This window comes from Kribbella sp. NPDC104740 (genome assembly GCF_055583505.1).
On record NZ_JBVJNV010000006.1, the window covers coordinates 49,264 to 66,288 of the forward strand.

At 70.8% G+C, this 17,025-nt stretch carries 13 protein-coding genes; 12 read left to right on the forward strand and 1 reads right to left on the reverse strand.

The features are described 5' to 3' along the window. Positions 1–14 precede the first annotated feature (14 nt). From trpC to ACZ6Z4_RS28380, 8 genes are all read left to right on the forward strand, one after another. Positions 15–821, forward strand: a complete 807-nt coding sequence (gene trpC / locus ACZ6Z4_RS28345) for an indole-3-glycerol phosphate synthase TrpC (RefSeq protein WP_465570301.1) — start codon at positions 15–17, stop codon at positions 819–821. Positions 822–933: 112 nt separating this feature from the next. Beyond that, a complete protein-coding gene (gene trpB, locus ACZ6Z4_RS28350) occupies positions 934–2,145 on the forward strand; it encodes a tryptophan synthase subunit beta (RefSeq protein ID WP_465570303.1) in 1,212 nt (403 codons plus the stop codon). Continuing rightward, positions 2,142–2,966 carry a tryptophan synthase subunit alpha gene (trpA, locus tag ACZ6Z4_RS28355; protein ID WP_465570306.1) on the forward strand — a complete coding sequence of 275 codons (825 nt, stop codon included), beginning with the start codon at positions 2,142–2,144 and terminating at the stop codon, positions 2,964–2,966. Before trpB ends, trpA begins: the two co-directional genes overlap by 4 nt. A gap of 7 nt (positions 2,967–2,973) precedes the next feature. Continuing rightward, entirely contained in the window at positions 2,974–3,636 is a 663-nt protein-coding gene (locus ACZ6Z4_RS28360; protein WP_465570308.1) for an SCO family protein, read from the forward strand. After that, positions 3,633–4,118, forward strand: coding sequence for a DoxX family protein (locus ACZ6Z4_RS28365; RefSeq protein WP_465570311.1), 486 nt, complete (start codon positions 3,633–3,635; stop codon positions 4,116–4,118). The genes ACZ6Z4_RS28360 and ACZ6Z4_RS28365 overlap by 4 nt, the downstream gene beginning before the upstream one ends. Continuing rightward, positions 4,115–4,822, forward strand: coding sequence for a DsbA family protein (locus tag ACZ6Z4_RS28370; RefSeq protein ID WP_465570313.1), 708 nt, complete (start codon positions 4,115–4,117; stop codon positions 4,820–4,822). The genes ACZ6Z4_RS28365 and ACZ6Z4_RS28370 overlap by 4 nt, the downstream gene beginning before the upstream one ends. An 81-nt stretch (positions 4,823–4,903) precedes the next feature. Next, positions 4,904–5,893: a prolipoprotein diacylglyceryl transferase gene (gene lgt / locus ACZ6Z4_RS28375; protein WP_465570316.1), complete on the forward strand. Its 990-nt coding sequence runs from the start codon at positions 4,904–4,906 to the stop codon at positions 5,891–5,893. Next, positions 5,886–6,614: a VIT1/CCC1 transporter family protein gene (locus ACZ6Z4_RS28380; protein ID WP_465570318.1), complete on the forward strand. Its 729-nt coding sequence runs from the start codon at positions 5,886–5,888 to the stop codon at positions 6,612–6,614. Before lgt ends, ACZ6Z4_RS28380 begins: the two co-directional genes overlap by 8 nt. Before the next feature lie 32 nt (positions 6,615–6,646). Here the strand turns inward: ACZ6Z4_RS28380 and ACZ6Z4_RS28385 are convergent, their stop codons facing one another. After that, a complete protein-coding gene (locus ACZ6Z4_RS28385; RefSeq protein WP_465570322.1) occupies positions 6,647–7,447 on the reverse strand; it encodes a phosphotransferase in 801 nt (266 codons plus the stop codon). A 250-nt stretch (positions 7,448–7,697) separates the two neighbouring features. Here ACZ6Z4_RS28385 and gltB point away from each other — a divergent pair, with 250 nt between their 5' ends. The 4 genes from gltB to pyk all read left to right on the forward strand — a co-directional run bounded on the left by gltB (position 7,698) and on the right by pyk (position 16,879). After that, on the forward strand, positions 7,698–12,236 hold the full coding sequence (gltB, locus tag ACZ6Z4_RS28390; RefSeq protein WP_465570325.1) for a glutamate synthase large subunit: 4,539 nt from the start codon (positions 7,698–7,700) through the stop codon (positions 12,234–12,236). Beyond that, positions 12,236–13,702: a glutamate synthase subunit beta gene (locus ACZ6Z4_RS28395; RefSeq protein ID WP_465570327.1), complete on the forward strand. Its 1,467-nt coding sequence runs from the start codon at positions 12,236–12,238 to the stop codon at positions 13,700–13,702. The genes gltB and ACZ6Z4_RS28395 overlap by 1 nt, the downstream gene beginning before the upstream one ends. Before the next feature lie 84 nt (positions 13,703–13,786). Next, entirely contained in the window at positions 13,787–15,337 is a 1,551-nt protein-coding gene (locus ACZ6Z4_RS28400) for a metallophosphoesterase family protein (protein ID WP_465570330.1), read from the forward strand. Between the two features lie 99 nt (positions 15,338–15,436). Beyond that, positions 15,437–16,879, forward strand: a complete 1,443-nt coding sequence (pyk, locus tag ACZ6Z4_RS28405; RefSeq protein ID WP_465570334.1) for a pyruvate kinase — start codon at positions 15,437–15,439, stop codon at positions 16,877–16,879. The last annotated feature ends 146 nt before the right edge of the window (positions 16,880–17,025 follow it).

Here is a 17,025-nt window from a genome sequence, read left to right on the forward strand (position 1 = left end):
GGACGGACCACGACATGACTGTGCTTGACGACATCCTCGCCGGGGTTCGGGAGGACCTCGCGGAGCGCCAGGCGCTGGTCAGCCTGGACGACCTCAAGCTCGAGGCGCAGCGGATGCCCGACGCCAAGGACCCGATGCCGATCTTCCGCGGCGACGGGATCGCGGTGATCGCCGAGGTGAAGCGCTCCAGCCCGTCCAAGGGCGAGCTGGCCGAGATCACCGACCCGGCCGCGCTGGCCGGGGAGTACGAGCAGGGCGGCGCGGCGGCGATCTCGGTGCTGACCGAGAAGCGGCGCTTCAACGGCAGCCTCGACGACCTGCGCGCGGTCCGCGGCCAGGTCGACGTACCGGTGCTGCGCAAGGACTTCGTGGTGTCCTCCTACCAGCTGTGGGAGGCCCGCGCGGCCGGTGCGGACATGGTGCTGCTGATCGTGGCGGCGCTGGAGCAGGAGGCGCTGGTCTCGCTGATCGAGCGGGCCCAGTCGATCGGCCTGTGCCCGCTGGTCGAGGTGCACGACGAGGAGGAGACCCGGCGCGCCGTCGACGCCGGGGCCCAGCTGATCGGCGTGAACAACCGCAACCTGAAGACCCTCGAGATCGACCGCGACACCTTCGCCCGGGTCGCGCCCGGCATTCCGGCCAACCTGGTCCGGGTGGCGGAGTCCGGTGTCCGCGGCCCGCGTGATGTAATCGAGTTCGCGCGCGCCGGGGCCGATGTCGTCCTCGTCGGTGAAACCCTGGTGACCGGCAGCGATCCCCGCAGCTCGGTCGCCGATCTGGTCGCTGCCGGATCGCACCCCGCCATCCAGCAGCGTCACTGAGACGGAGAACTCCTGCCTGGTCAGGGGTCCTGAACTGTCCGCGGGCTCGGCTTCGGCCGGGCCCGCGACCGTTTCCGGACCCGGGCCGCGCCGGGGTCGGAAGGCGAAGGAAATGACTGCTGTGCTCCCCGACCAGCTCGGGCACTTCGGCCGCTTCGGCGGCCGGTTCATGCCGGAGGCCCTGATCGGCCCGCTGGACGAGCTGACCGTGGCCTGGCAGGAGGCGATGGCCGACAAGGCCTTCACCGACGAGTTCGAGCGGATGCTGCGCGAGTACGCCGGCACCCCCAGCCTGCTGTACGACGCGACCCGGCTGTCCGACGTGGCCGGCGCCCGGATGCTGCTCAAGCGCGAGGACCTCAACCACACCGGCGCCCACAAGGTCCGCAACGTGCTCGGCCAGGCGCTGCTGACCAAGCGGATGGGCAAGACCCGCGTGATCGCCGAGACCGGCGCCGGCCAGCACGGTGTCGCGACGGCGACCGCCTGCGCGTACCTGGACCTCGAGTGCGTGGTCTACATGGGCGAGGTCGACACCGAGCGCCAGGCGCTGAACGTGGCCCGGATGAAGCTGCTCGGCGCCGAGGTGATCCCGGTGACGACGGGCTCCCGGACGCTCAAGGACGCGATCAACGAGGCCCTGCGCGACTGGGTCGCCAGCGTCGACAACACCCACTACCTGCTCGGTACGGCGGCCGGCGGCCACCCGTTCCCGGCGATGGTGCGTGACTTCGTCCGCGGGATCGGCGACGAGGCGCGGGCCCAGTCGCTGGAGCTGCTCGGGCGGCTGCCCGACGCGGCGATCGCCTGTGTCGGCGGCGGTTCGAACGCGATCGGCCTGTTCGCCGCGTTCGTGCCGGACACCGACGTGAAGCTGTACGGGATCGAGGCCGGCGGCGACGGGTACGAGACCGGCCGGCACGCCGCGACCATCACCGCGGGTCAGGTCGGCGTCCTGCACGGTGCGCGGTCGTACCTGCTGCAGGACGAGGACGGCCAGACCATCGAGTCGCACTCGATCTCCGCGGGGCTGGACTACCCGGGCGTCGGCCCGGAGCACGCGTGGCTGGCCGAGACCGGGCGGGCGGCGTACCGGCCGGTGACCGACGCGGCCGCGATGGACGCGCTGAAGCTGCTGGCCCGGACCGAGGGCATCATCCCGGCGATCGAGTCGGCGCACGCGATCGCCGGCGCGCTGGAGATCGCCAAGGAGCTCGGCCCGGAGGCCGTGCTGCTGGTGAACCTGTCCGGCCGCGGCGACAAGGACATGGACACGGCCGGCGAGTGGTTCGGCCTGATCGAGAAGGGCCAGGCCCAGGCATGAGCGAGGAACTGGTTGCCCTGGGCAACGCCGGGCGGGCGGTCCGGGCCGCGAACGACGCCGGGCGGGCCGCGCTGGTCGGGTACCTCCCGGCCGGCTACCCGACGCTGCAAGGCGGTGTCGACGCGATCAAGGCGATGGTCGACGGCGGCGCCGACGTGCTCGAGATCGGCCTGCCGTACAGCGACCCGGTGATGGACGGCCCGACCATCCAGCGCGCCGCCGAGATCGCGCTGGCCGGCGGCCTGCGGATCCGCGACGTGCTGACCACGATCGAGCAGGTGGCGGCGTACTCCGACGTGCCGGTGCTGATCATGACCTACTGGAACCCGATCGAGCGGTACGGCGTCGACCGGTTCGCCGCCGACTTCGCCGCCGCCGGCGGGGCCGGGCTGATCACGCCCGACCTGGTCCCCGACGAGGGCGCGGAGTGGATCGCCGCCGCCGACAAGCACGACCTGGACAAGGTGTTCCTGGTCTCGCCGTCGTCGAGCGACGCCCGGATCGCGATGACCACGGCGAACTGCCGCGGCTTCGTCTACGCGACCGCTGTGATGGGTGTCACCGGCACCCGCGACCAGGCCTCCGACCTGGCCGCGCCGCTGGTCGCCCGGACCAAGGCCACCACGCAGCTCCCGGTCGGGGTCGGGCTCGGCGTCTCCGACGCCGACCAGGCCGCCGAGGTCGCCACCTTCGCGGACGCGGTGATCGTCGGGTCCGCGCTGGTCAAGGCCGCGGGCAACAGTGCGGCCGACGTCCGGGCGCTGACCGAAAGTCTGTCCGAAGGCGTCCGGCGGGAACCCACGGCTCCCGCCGCTCGTTAGAACGCCCGTGAGTCGAACCAGGAACGCGGCCGTCTTCTTCGCCGCGGTGACTCTGCTCGCCCTCGCCGGGTGCAGCAGCGGGAACAAGCAGCAGGCCGACAACCCCGGTGGGGCAGTGATCCGCACCGCTTCCGGCGACCCGAACGGGTTGCGCGGGGCGGTGCTGGACCGGCCGTACGCGCTGCCGGCCAAGTCGCTGACCGACACCGCGGGCAACGAGTTCAACCTGCGGACGTCGACCCGCAAACCGGTCACGCTGGTCTTCTTCGGCTACACCAACTGCCCGGACGTCTGCTCGACGGTGATGGCCGACGTCGCCTCGGCGCTGACCAAGCTCGACGAGCCGGTCCGCAACGACGTCCAGATGCTGTTCGTCACCACCGACCCGGCCCGCGACACCGGGCCGGTGATCCGCAAGTACCTGGACCGGTTCGACCCGTCGTTCGTCGGGCTGACCGGGACGCTGACCTCGATCAAGGAGATCGCGAAGGCGGTCGGCGTACCGGTGGAGGGCATGAAGAAGCTGCCGTCGGGCGGGTACGAGGTCGGGCACGGCGCCCAGGTGCTCGGTTTCGGCAAGGACGAGAAGGCCACCGTGCTGTGGCTGGACAACGCCGCGATCGGTGACATGGCGCACGACTTCGGCAAGCTGGTGGAGGACAACCGGTGAGCCCGCGGGCCTGGATGCCCTGGGTGTCGACGGCGGCCCGGCTCGCGCTCGGCGTCGTGATGCTGGTGGCCGGTGCCCTCAAGGTCGCCGACCCGGCGATGGCCGCGCAGGCCGTCCGGGCCTACGAGTTGTTGCCGGACGCACTGGTGACCCCGGTGGGGTGGGGTCTGCCGTTCCTCGAGATGGCGATCGGCCTGCTGCTGATCGTCGGCTTCGGGACCCGGCCGGCCGGAGTGGCCGCCGGGGTGTTCATGGTGGTGTTCATCGCCGCGGTCTCCTCCGCCTGGGCCCGCGGCCTCTCGATCGACTGCGGCTGCTTCGGCGGCGGCGGTCAGGTCGCGGCCGGTCAGACGAAGTACCTGCAGGAGATCCTGCGCGACACCGGCCTGCTGATCCTCGCGGTCTGGCTGTTCGTCCGGCCGCTCAGCAAGTTCGCCCTCGAATCCGATCCCCACGTACCGACAGGAGCCACGGCGTCGTGAGCAAGAGCAAAACCCCGGTGAACCCGCTGCTGGAGAGCAAGAAGCGCCGGATCGGGCCCGGCGTCGTCGTGGTGGTGATCCTGGTCCTCGCGCTCGGCGCCGGCGTCGGGGTCCAGTACTGGCGCAGCAACTCCGGCGTCTCGGTCAGCAGCGACGGCGGGGCGGAGCCGGCCGTGATCACCGGTCCCGGCACCAACGGCCAGGGCGTGAAGGTCGGCCAGGCGAGCGCCAAGGTCAACATCGACGTCTACCTGGACTTCCGCTGCCCGCACTGCAAGGACTTCGAGGACGAGTCCGGTGACGCGATCGACAAGCTGGTCGACGACGGCACCGCGACGCTGACCTACTGGCCGATGATGTTCGTCAACCCGGACAACTCGCCGCGGCTGGCCAACGCCTTCGCGGCCGCCGCCGCCGAGGGCAAGGCCCGCAGCTACGCCAACGAGCTGTACGCCGACTTCGCGAAGTCGTGGACCGAGGAGCAGTTGATCGAGCTCGGCAAGCAGCTCAAGGTCGACGACGCCAAGTTCGAGGCCGCGGTGAAGGGCAACACCTACGCCGGCTGGCTGCAGTCGGTCGGCCAGGCCGCCGACGGCCGCAAGGTCGAGGGCACGCCGACGGTCTTCGTGAACGACAAGGTCCTGCCGGCCGACGCGCTGACGCCGGAAGGCATCACCGCCGCCGTCACCGAAGCGAAGGGCTGATCCCGGTCGCACTCCGAGTCCCCATCGTGACCGCGGGTTGGTGGTCGCGGTGGGGCCGGGCGGGTAGCGTTCGTGCTTGCCATGTCTAGTCAGCTCACCGCCGTGATCGTGCCGGCTTTCATCCCCAGTCCCAGCCAGGGTGTCTGGCACCTCTTCGGACTGCCGCTGCGCGCGTACGCGCTGTGCATCCTGGCCGGCATCTTCGTCGGCTACTGGCTCGGCCGCAAGCGCTGGGTCGCCCGCGGCGGCTCGGCCGAGGTGCTCGCCGACATCATCATGTGGGCGGTGCCGTTCGGCCTGGTCGGGGCGCGGATCTACCACGTCGTCACCGACTGGAACCGGTACTTCGGCAAGGACGGCGACCCGGTCGAGGCGCTGAAGATCTGGCACGGCGGCCTCGGCATCTGGGGCGCGATCGCGTTCGGCGCGCTCGGCGCCTGGATCGCCTGCCGCCGGCACAAGGTGCCGTTCCTGGCCGTCGCGGACGCGATGGCGCCGGGCATCGCGCTGGCCCAGGTGCTCGGCCGCTTCGGCAACTACTGGAACCAGGAGCTGTACGGGCGGCCGACCACGCACTGGTTCGGCCTGGAGATCGACCCGCAGCACCGCGTCGCCGGCTTCGAGCAGTTCGCGACCTTCCACCCGACGTTCCTGTACGAAGCCCTGTGGAACCTCGGCGTGGTCGCGCTGGTCATCGTCGCCGACCGCCGCTTCAAGCTCGGCCACGGCCGCGCCTTCGCCCTGTACGTCGCCGGCTACACGCTCGGCCGCGGCTGGATCGAAGCCCTGCGCATCGACACCGCCGACCACGTGCTGGGCCTGCGCCTGAACGTGTGGACGTCGATCATCGTCTTCGCCGCCGCGGTGATCTTCTTCGTGATCAGCGCTCGCCGGCACCCGGGCCAGGAGGACATCCGGACTGTCGAGCCGGCCCCGGAGAACGGCGAACCGGCGGAGGCCTCGGACAAGCCGTCTGAGGACTCTGCCGAAGTACCGGCCGAGAAGGACTCTTCCGAGGAACAGCCCAAGGTCGAGGCCACCACCCCGCCCGCCGACGGGTCACGTGACTGACGAAGGCTCTGCTGTTTCTGCGGAGCACTCCGGGGACCACACCCACCGGGACGTGACCGGTGGGTGGTTGCGGCCGGCCGTCTTCGGGGCGATGGACGGGCTGGTCAGCAACTTCGCGCTGATCGCCGGCATGGACGGCGGCACCGAGTCCGGTTCGCACTTCATCGTGCTCGCCGGGCTCGCGGGTCTGGCCGCCGGAGCGTTCTCGATGGCCGCGGGGGAGTACACCTCGGTCGCCTCGCAGCGTGAGCTGGCCCGCGCGGAGATCGAGGTCGAGCGGCTGGAGATCCAGCGCCACCCCGGCGACGAGGAGGTCGAGCTCGCCGAGACCTACCGCGCCAAGGGCCTCGACCCCGAGCTCGCCGACCAGGTCGCCAAGCAGTTCCACGCCAACCCCGAGCAGGCCCTCGAAGAGCACGTCCGCGAGGAGCTCGGCCTCGACCCCAACGACCTCCCGTCTCCGGTGGTCGCCGCCGCGTCGTCGTTCGTCTGCTTCGCGGTCGGCGCCCTCATCCCGCTCCTGCCGTACCTGCTCGGCGCCTCCAACGTGATCCCCGCGCTGGTCATGTCTCTCACCGCCCTCTTCGCCTGCGGCGCGATCGTCAGCCGCGTCACCACCCGCTCCTGGTGGTACTCCGGCCTCCGCCAACTCCTCCTCGGCGGCGCCGCGGCGGCGCTCACGTACTTCGTGGGGACCCTGGTCGGCCCGGGGCTGGGCTGACCGTCCAGTACTCCGGCCGGCGCCGCGCAGCGCTAACCGGCCGCCTCGTCGACCACGTCGGTCAGCTCCCGCAGCCGCCGCAGGTGCTCATCCGGGTCCGGCTGGCCGAGTGCCCAAGCTGCTCGCGAGGCCGCGGTCAGCGCGGCGACCAGGACGGTGCCACGCCGTACCTCCGGATTCCCGAAGGCGTCGACGAGCTCGTCCACCGAGTGTGACGACGCGAGCAGCAGGTACCCGAGATCGAAGCCGAGCGGCGCGAAGCCGAACTGCTCCCAGTCGATCGCGATCACGTCGTCACCGTCGCGCCCGATCAGGTTGATCGGATGCGCGTCACCGTGGGTGGGCACGTGGGGGAGCGCGGCGAGCTCGGTGAGGGCTTGCCTGCGGCGGCTCCAGAGGTGATTGAGGGCCGTGAGCAACGAGTCGTCCAGGCCCGCACCGTCGAGCGCGGACCAGCCGCCGCGGGCCGCGACGGTCTCCAGGCGAACGCGCAGCACGTCACGAGCGCCCCAGAGCGGCTCGGGCAGATCGGCGGTGGCGAACCGGCCGAGGGCGGCGGCGAGCGCGAGGTCGTCGTGGGGTTCCGGCTCGACCCATTGGGTCCACAGGAGCAGGCCGTCGGGGTCCTCCTCGACCCGGAGCAGCTCAGGCGCCCGCAAGCCCGGCGTACGCCGTACCAGCCCGGACTCGGCCACCAGGGCCTGGCGGCGCCAGTACGCGTGGTGGCGGGGCGTCTCAGGCCCGCGGAGGAGGCGTTTGACCACCAAACCGTCCGGCGTCCGCCAGACGCCTCCGTTGTGCTGCCCGGTGCCACTGGTCAGAGGAGTCCACACAGCGCACCACTCTGGCCGAACCTGCGCCGGATGTTCACCTGATTTCGGGTGGTCCCGGCCGCCACCGGCTGGGAAGATGGGACCAGAGTGAGCGCTTGCTTACAGTGCGTGACACTCAACAGTGAAAGGGCGTCCGGCCGTGGAACGGCTGTCCATTTGGCGGGCGTCATCATGTAGTCTCGGGACTCCCGGCTTGGGCCAGTGTTGTCCCGCGGCCAGTTGTTGACCGTAGGACGACGGGAGCCCCTGAATGTTTGGTAGCCCCCCCTTCTTTGACCGGCAGAGGCCCGCTGAGGGTTTGTACGACGGCAAGCACGAGCACGACGCGTGCGGTGTCGCCTTCGTCGCCACTCTGACCGGTGAACCGAGCCACGACATCGTGGCGAAGGCTTTGGCCGCCCTGCGGAACCTCGAGCATCGTGGCGCCTCCGGCGCCGAGCCCGACTCCGGTGACGGTGCCGGCATCCTGATCCAGGTCCCGGACGCGTACTACCGCAAGGTCTGCGACTTCGACCTGCCCGTCGCGCGCGCCTACGCGACCGGCATCGCGTTCCTGCCGCAGGACCCGGACGACGCCGCCAAGGCGGTGGCCCGGATCGAGGAGCTGGCCGACGAGGAGAACCTGATCGTCCTCGGCTGGCGCGACGTCCCGACCACGCCGGACCTGCTCGGAAACACCGCGCGCTCGGTGATGCCGGTGTTCCGGCAGCTGTTCGTCGCGTCGAAGGCCGGCCGGGTGCTGGGTCTGGCCCTGGAGCGGATGGCGTTCCGGCTGCGCAAGCGCGCCGAGCGCGAGACCGCGACGTACTTCCCGTCGCTGTCGGGGCGGACCATCACCTACAAGGGGATGCTGACCACCGACCAGCTGGACAAGTTCTTCCCCGAGCTGACCGACCCGGACCTCGCCTCGGCGATCGGCGTCGTGCACAGCCGGTTCTCCACCAACACGTTCCCGTCCTGGCCGCTGGCCCACCCGTACCGGTACATCGCCCACAACGGTGAGATCAACACCGTCCAGGGCAACCGGAACTGGATGCGCGCCCGCGAGGCCCTGCTGGCCAGCGACCTGATCCCGGGCGACCTGGAGCAGCTCTACCCGATCTGTACGCCGGGCGCCTCGGACTCCGCGTCCTTCGACGAGGTCCTGGAGCTGCTGCACCTGGGCGGCCGCTCGCTGCCGCACGCGATGCTGATGATGATCCCGGAGGCGTGGGAGAACGCCGCCACGATGGACCCGAAGCGGCGCGCGTTCTACGAGTTCCACTCCACGCTGATGGAGCCCTGGGACGGTCCCGCCTCGGTCGTCTTCTCCGACGGCACGAAGGTCGGCGCGGTCCTGGACCGCAACGGCCTGCGCCCCTCGCGGTACTGGGTCACCGAGGACGGCCTGGTCGTGCTGGCCTCCGAGGCCGGCGTCCTGGACATCGACCCGGCCACCGTCACCCAGAAGGGCCGGCTGGAGCCGGGCCGGATCTTCCTGGTCGACGTCGAGGCGCACCGGATCGTCACCGACGCGGAGGTCAAGTCCGCGCTGGCCGACGAGAACCCGTACGACGAGTGGCTGCACGCCGGCCTGATCCGGTTCGAGGACCTGCACGAGCGCGAGCACGTCGTCCACAGCCACGCGTCGGTGACGCGCCGCCAGCAGGTCTTCGGGTACACCGAGGAGGAGCTGCGCGTCCTGCTCACCCCGATGGCCAAGACCGGCGCGGAGCCGATCGGCTCGATGGGTACCGACACCCCGATCGCCGTGCTGAGCGACCGGCCGCGGCTGCTGTTCGACTACTTCGTGCAGCTGTTCGCCCAGGTGACGAACCCGCCGCTGGACGCGATCCGCGAGGAGCTGGTGACCTCGCTGTCGTCGAGCCTCGGCCCGGAGTCGAACCTGCTCGACCCGGGTCCGGCGTCCTGCCGTCAGGTGGTGATCCCGTTCCCGGTGATCACCAACGACGAGCTGGCCAAGATCCGGCACATCAACCTGGACGGCGACATGCCGGGCCTGGCGACCACGGTCCTGCGCGGCGTGTACGACGTCGAGGGCGGCGGCGACGCGCTGAAGCGGCGGCTCGACGAGCTGTGCGCCGAGGCGTCCGCGGCGATCGCCGACGGCGCCCGGATCCTGGTGCTGTCCGACCGGCACTCCAACGCCGAGAAGGCGCCGATCCCGTCGCTGCTGCTCACCTCCGCGGTGCACCACCACCTGGTCCGGGAGAAGACCCGCACCCAGGTCGGTCTGGTCGTCGAGGCCGGTGACGTCCGCGAGGTGCACCACGTCGCGGTCCTGATGGGCTACGGCGCGGCGGCGATCAACCCGTACCTGGCGCTGGAGTCGGCCGAGGACCTGGCCCGGCGCGGCACCTACCTGCCCGGGGTCGAGCCCGAGCAGGCGGTCCGCAACGTGGTGAAGTCGCTCGGCAAGGGCGTGCTCAAGGTGATGTCCAAGATGGGCGTCAGCACCGTCGCGTCGTACACGGGGGCGCAGATCTTCGAGGCCTCCGGCCTGGCCCCGGACCTGGTGGACACCTACTTCACCGGTACGGCGAGCAAGCTCGGCGGCATCGGGCTGGACGTCGTCGCCGAGGAGGTCCACCGGCGGCACCTGCGGGCCTACCCGGCCAGCGGGGTCCTGCCGGCGCACCGCAAGCTCGAGATCGGCGGCGAGTACCAGTGGCGCCGCGAGGGCGAGCCGCACCTGTTCGACCCGGAGACCGTGTTCCGTCTGCAGCACTCGACGCGGACCGGCCGGTACGACATCTTCAAGCAGTACACGAGCCGGGTCGACGAGCAGTCCGAGCGGCTGATGACGCTGCGCGGGTTGTTCGGCTTCGCTTCCGGCCGCGACCCGATCTCGATCGACGAGGTCGAGCCGGTGGCGGAGATCGTCAAGCGGTTCAGCACCGGCGCGATGAGCTACGGCTCGATCAGCGCCGAGGCGCACACCACGCTGGCGATCGCGATGAACCGCCTCGGCGGCAAGTCGAACACCGGTGAGGGCGGCGAGGACTCCGAGCGCCTGCACAACCCGGAGCTGCGCAGCTCGATCAAGCAGGTCGCGTCCGGCCGTTTCGGCGTCACCGCGGAGTACCTGACGAACTCCGACGACATCCAGATCAAGATGGCGCAGGGCGCGAAGCCCGGCGAGGGCGGTCAGCTGCCCGGCCACAAGGTCTACCCGTGGGTCGCCGGGACCCGGCACTCGACGCCGGGCGTCGGCCTGATCTCGCCGCCGCCGCACCACGACATCTACTCGATCGAGGACCTGGCGCAGCTGATCCACGACCTGAAGAACGCGAACCCGTCGGCACGGGTGCACGTGAAGCTGGTCTCCGAGGTCGGTGTCGGCACGATCGCCGCCGGTGTCAGCAAGGCGCACGCGGACGTCGTACTGATCTCAGGTCACGACGGAGGCACCGGTGCGGCGCCGCTGACCTCGCTGAAGCACGCGGGCGGACCCTGGGAGCTCGGCCTGGCCGAGACCCAGCAGACCCTGCTGCTGAACGGGCTGCGGGACCGGATCGTCGTCCAGACCGACGGTCAGCTCAAGACCGGCCGGGACGTCGTCGTCGCGGCGCTGCTCGGGGCCGAGGAGTACGGTTTCGCGACCGCGCCGCTGGTGGTGTCGGGCTGCATCATGATGCGGGTCTGCCACCTGGACACCTGCCCGGTCGGCGTCGCCACCCAGAACCCGGTCCTGCGCGAGCGGTACGCCGGCAAGCCGGAGTTCGTGGTGAACTTCTTCGAGTTCATCGCCGAGGAGGTCCGCGAGTACCTGGCCGAGCTCGGCTTCCGCACCCTGGACGAGGCGATCGGCCACGCCGAGGTGCTGGACATCAAGCGCGCGGTCGACCACTGGAAGGCCGACGGGCTCGACCTGTCGCCGATCCTGCACGTGCCCGCGCTGCCCGAGGGCGCGGCGCTGCACCAGACCGTGCTCCAGGACCACGGCCTGGACAAGGCGCTCGACAACGAGCTGATCCGGATCTGCGCGCCGGCGATCGAGAACGGCGAACCGGTCCGGGCCCAGCTCCCGATCCGGAACGTGAACCGGACGGTCGGCACGATGCTCGGCCACGAGATCACCAAGAAGTACCGCGCGGCCGGACTGCCCGACGGCACCGTCGACCTCACCTTCACCGGGTCGGCCGGCAACTCGTTCGCGGCGTTCGTGCCGAAGGGCGTGACGCTGCGGCTGGAGGGCGACGCCAACGACTACGTCGGCAAGGGCCTGTCCGGTGGCCGGGTGGTGATCCGTCCGGACCGCAACGCGCGCTTCGACGCGGCGACGCAGATCATCGCCGGCAACGTCATCGCGTACGGCGCGACGTCCGGTGAGCTGTTCATCAACGGTGGCGCGGGGCAACGGTTCTGCGTCCGCAACTCCGGTGCCACCGCGGTCGTCGAAGCGGTCGGCGACCACGCCTGCGAGTACATGACCGGTGGCCGGGTCGTCGTGATCGGCGCCACCGGCCGGAACTTCGCGGCGGGCATGTCGGGCGGCGTGGCCCACGTGCTCGACCTGGACCCCGCGCTGGTGAACCCGGAGCTGGTCGACCTGCTCCCGCTCACCGACACCGAGTCCGAACTGTTGCAGGACCTGGTCCGCCGTCACCACGAGGAGACCGGTTCGGAGCGGGCGGCCAAGCTGCTCGCGGACTGGACCGCCGCCGAGGCCAGGTTCACCACGGTGATGCCCCGCGACTACGCCCGGGTGCTGGCGGCCAAGGCGGCCGCCGAGCGCGACGGGCTGGACGAGGACGCCACCACGCGAGCGATGATGGAGGCCATCTGATGGCTGACCCGAAGGGATTCCTGACCACCCCGCGCGAGGTGGCCGAACGCCGTCCGGTCGAGGAGCGCAAGCAGGACTGGAACGAGGTCTACCCCGGTGGCCCCGGCAAGGCGCTGCTGCCGATCATCGGCAAGCAGGCCGGCCGCTGCATGGACTGCGGCATCCCGTTCTGCCACTCCGGCTGCCCTCTGGGCAACCTGATCCCGGAGTGGAACGACCTGGTCTGGCGCGACGACTGGACCGGCGCGATCGAGCGGCTGCACGCGACCAACAACTTCCCGGAGTTCACCGGCCGGCTCTGCCCGGCGCCGTGCGAGACCTCGTGCGTGCTCGGCATCAACCAGGACCCGGTGACGATCAAGAACGTCGAGGTCGCGATCGTCGACAAGGCCTGGGAGTCCGGTGACGTCCGGCCGCAGCCGCCGGAGTGGCTGACCGGCAAGACGATCGCGGTCGTCGGGTCCGGCCCGGCCGGCCTGTCGGTCGCCCAGCAGCTCACCCGCGCCGGGCACACCGTCGCGGTCTACGAGCGGGCCTCGGCGCCGGGCGGGCTGCTCCGCTTCGGCATCCCCGAGTTCAAGATGGAGAAGGCCCAGGTCGAGCGCCGGATCCAGCAGATGAAGGAGGAGGGCACGGTCTTCCGCTCCGGCGTCAACGTCGGCGTGGACGTCACCGGGACCCAGCTCAAGCAACGGTACGACGCGGTCGTGGTCGCGACCGGCGCCACCGCGGCCCGCGACCTGCCGGTGCCCGGCCGGGAGTTCGGCGGCATCCACCAGGCGATGGAGTACCTGCCGCAGGCCAACCGGGTCGCGCTCGGCGAGACCGTCGAGGACCAGATCGTTGCCACCGACAAGGATGTCGTGATCATCGGTGGCGGTGACACCGGAGCCGACTGCCTCGGGACGGCGCACCGGCAGGGGGCGCGCAGCGTCACCCAGCTGGAGATCATGCCGCGCCCGTCCGACGAGCGGCCGGACGCGCACCCGTGGCCGACGTACCCGATGATCTACCGGGTCGCCTCCGCGCACGAGGAGGGCGGCGACCGGGTGTACGCCGTCTCGACCAACAAGTTCGTGGCCGATGACAACGGTCAGGTGGCCGGGCTGGACCTGGTCGAGGTCGAGCTGGTGGACGGGAAGTTCACCCCCGTCGAGGGCAGCGAGCGGACCATCCCGGCGCAGCTGGTGCTGCTGGCGATGGGCTTCCTCGGGCCGGAGAAGGAAGGCTTCCTCGAGCAGCTCGGCGTCGAGCTCGACGAGCGCGGCAACGTCAAGCGGGACAAGACCTACCAGACCTCGGTCGACGGCGTCTTCGCCTGCGGCGACGCCGGCCGCGGCCAGTCGCTGATCGTCTGGGCGATCGCCGAGGGCCGCTCGGCGGCCAACGGCGTGGACGCGTTCCTGACCGGGTCGTCGACGCTGCCGACCCCGATCCCGCCGACGGCCCGCCCGCTGGTGGTCTGACCTCCGCCGGCCGGGCACGGCCTTTCACCGAAACGCCGCGCCCGGTCAAGCGGGGGTTTGACTCCGGCCCCTAAGTTGGTGGTCGTGCCTCGACGACTGATCACCCGGACGCGGCTCCGCAAGGCGGTGCCGTGGGCGATCCTCGTCCTGCTCTGGTTCGTCGTCTCGTCGGTGGTCGGCCTGCTCGGCTTCGCCAACGACTCCGAGCGGGTCACCGTCGGCGCGCACACCGCGCAGGTCTCGCCGACCTTCGACTCGCACGCCACCATCGACCTCGGCGCGATCCTGCCCCGGCTCCGGCTGGACATGAACCTGCCGCTCGACCTCGGCGTCAACCTCGACGTCCAGGAGACCGACGCGGCCAACCTGAACGACCTGCTCCAGCGCGACGCGCTGATCGCCTCCCAGCCCGACGGTGAGATCGCCCGGATCCGCGAGGTCGTCCAGCAGATGGCGGTCGACAACGCGGTCGCGGGCGCCGGGTCCGGGCTGCTGGTGACGGTGATCGTCGCGACGTTGTGGGCGATGCTGGGACCGGTGCGGCGGCGCGAGCTGTTCGCGCACGTGCACCGCGGCGAACGACGGGTGCGGCACCGGGCGGTCGTCGTACTGGTCGCGATGCTGGTGACGGTCGCGTCGGTGATCGGGCCGGCGCAGATGCGGCAGGCGCAGGCGCCGCCGACCGCGTGGCGGCCGCTGGGGGAGCTGCTGCCGGAGGTGTCGTTCGACGACCGGCTGAAGAACGTCGAGGTCGCGTCCGGTTTCTCCACCGACGGCGGCGTCGGCGTCATCCGTACGGCGTTCGAGACCTACGAGCGCTCCACCGAGTTCTACGGGCAGCTGAAGGACCGGGTCGGGCGGGTCGGCGGCCGGATCCGGGCGGCCGGTGAAGGCGAGACCGTCGCGCTGCTGGTCTCCGACCGGCACGACAACATCGGGATGGACCCGTTCGCCGCCGAGGTCGCCAAGGTGGCCGGGGCGAAGGTGCTGATCGACGCCGGTGACGACACCTCGTCGGGGCAGCAGTGGGAGGCGTTCAGCATCAACTCGCTGGCCCAGCACTTCAAGGACCTCAAGGTGGTCGCCGTCGCCGGCAACCACGACGGCGGCGGGTTCGTCGAGGAGACGATGCGGCGCAACAAGTTCACCGTGCTGGACAGCAAACCGGTCGAGGTCGAGGGGATCCGGTTCCTCGGCGACAGCGACCCCACCCGGACCGGGCTCGGCAGCGCCGACACGCCCGGCGACGAGACCACCGGCGAGCAGTCGACGCGGCTCGCCGACATCGCCTGCGCGCAGTCCGAGGACGAGCCGATCTCGACGATGGTGGTGCACGACCCGGCGTCGTACCAGGAGACCGCGGCCCGCGGCTGCGCGTCGCTGCTGGTGTCGGGACACCTGCACCGGCAGGTCGGGCCGGACACGAAGACCGTCGAGGGGCGGTCGGTCACGACGTACACGAACGGGACGACCGGGGGAGCGGCGTACGCGTTCGCGCTCGGCTACACGCTCAGGCGGCCCGGCGAGGTCACCCTGATCACGTACGCCGACGGGCAGCCGACCGGGCTGCAGACCGTCACCGCCGAGCTGACCGGCGAAGTGACCGTGGGGACGTACCGGCCGTTGCCGGAGTGAGTCCGCGAGGTGAACTCCTCGCTCGGCCACGCGGTGACCGGCCGGTAACCGGGGGCGGACCACCGGGCCAGTGGTCTTGTAGGAGTAGGGTTTTGTGACGTGCGTCGCGCAAAGATCGTTTGTACGCTCGGCCCGGCTACGGCCGCCCCGGAGCGCATCCTGGAACTCGTCCAAGCAGGTATGGACGTCGCTCGGCTGAACCTGAGCCACGGCGCCCACGCCGAGCACGAGCGCATCTACCACCGGATTCGCGCTGCAGCGGAGGAGACCGGCAAAAACGTCGGCATCCTCGTCGACCTGCAGGGCCCGAAGATCCGGCTGGCGGAGTTCGCCGAAGGCAAGGTCACGCTGACCTACGGCGAGCGCTTCACCATCACCACCCGTGAGGTCCCCGGTGACGTCACCATCTGCGGTACGACGTACGACGGGCTGCCCGGCGACGTCAAGCCCGGTGACCCGCTGCTGATCGACGACGGCCGGGTCGCGCTGGTCGCCGAGGAGGTCACCGAGACCGACGTGATCTGCCGCGTCACCGTCGGCGGGCCGGTCTCCAACAACAAGGGCATCAACCTTCCCGGCGCCACCGTCAGCGTCCCGGCGATGTCGGAGAAGGACGTCGAGGACCTGCGCTGGGCCCTGCACCTGCCGGCCGACATGATCGCGATGTCGTTCGTGCAGCGCGCCTCCGACATCCAGATCGTGCACAAGATCATGGCCGAGGAAGGCCACAAGATCCCGGTCGTGGCCAAGATCGAGAAGCCGCAGGCGGTCGCCAACCTGGACGAGATCATCGAGGCCTTCGACGGCTTCATGGTCGCCCGCGGCGACCTCGGCGTGGAGCTCCCGCTGGAGGAGGTCCCGCTGGTCCAGAAGCTGATCATCGACCAGGCCCGGCTGAACGCGAAGCCGGTGATCGTCGCCACCCAGATGCTGGAGTCGATGATCTCCGCCCCGCGCCCGACCCGGGCCGAGGCCTCCGACGTCGCCAACGCCGTCCTGGACGGCGCCGACGCGGTGATGCTGTCCGGCGAGACCAGCGTCGGCCGCTTCCCGATCGAGACCGTCAAGACGATGGCCCGGATCGTGGAGTCCACCGAGGACCACGGCCTCGGCCGCGTCGCCGAGATCGACTGGGAACCCCGCACCAAGGGCGGCGTGATCGCCAAGGCCGCGGCGGATGTCGCCGAGGCCCTGGAGGCGAAGTACCTGGTCGCCTTCACCCAGTCCGGCGACACCGCGCTCCGCCTGGCCCGCTACCGCACCGAGATCCCGGTCCTCGCGTTCACTCCCGTCCCGTCGGTGAGCGCCTGGTTGTCGGTCGTCTGGGGCATCGAGACCCACATCGTCCCGACCGTCGACCACACCGACGAGATGGTCCGCCAGGTCGACCAGCGCCTGCTGGAGCTCGGCAAGCTCCAGAAGGGCGACCTGGTCGTCATCGTCGCCGGTTCCCCGCCCAGCATCCCGGGCTCCACCAACGCGCTGCGCGTCCACCGCATGGGCGACGCGATCAGCGGGGTCGCTCCGGCGTACCGGGAGTAGCAAGAACAACAAGAAGATTCGACTCTGTGGTTGCTGCGGGGGGGGGGGGGGGGGGACCGCCGCCAGTTCCGTTCCAGTCTTTTGACCCACACCCCCGTCTCAGGTCCCTCCGGCCCCCCCTGGCGTCCCCCCGCGAGGGTTTGGGG

Excerpts from the sequence above, each read along its gene's own strand:
- gltB (WP_465570325.1), top strand. The coding sequence starts at position 7,698 with ATGTTTGGTAGCCCCCCCTTCTTTGACCGGCAGAGGCCCGCTGAGGGT.
- trpA (WP_465570306.1), top strand. The coding sequence starts at position 2,142 with ATGAGCGAGGAACTGGTTGCCCTGGGCAACGCCGGGCGGGCGGTCCGG.
- trpB (WP_465570303.1), top strand. The coding sequence starts at position 934 with ATGACTGCTGTGCTCCCCGACCAGCTCGGGCACTTCGGCCGCTTCGGC.
- trpC (WP_465570301.1), top strand. The coding sequence starts at position 15 with ATGACTGTGCTTGACGACATCCTCGCCGGGGTTCGGGAGGACCTCGCG.
- lgt (WP_465570316.1), top strand. The coding sequence starts at position 4,904 with ATGTCTAGTCAGCTCACCGCCGTGATCGTGCCGGCTTTCATCCCCAGT.
- ACZ6Z4_RS28395 (WP_465570327.1), top strand. The coding sequence starts at position 12,236 with ATGGCTGACCCGAAGGGATTCCTGACCACCCCGCGCGAGGTGGCCGAA.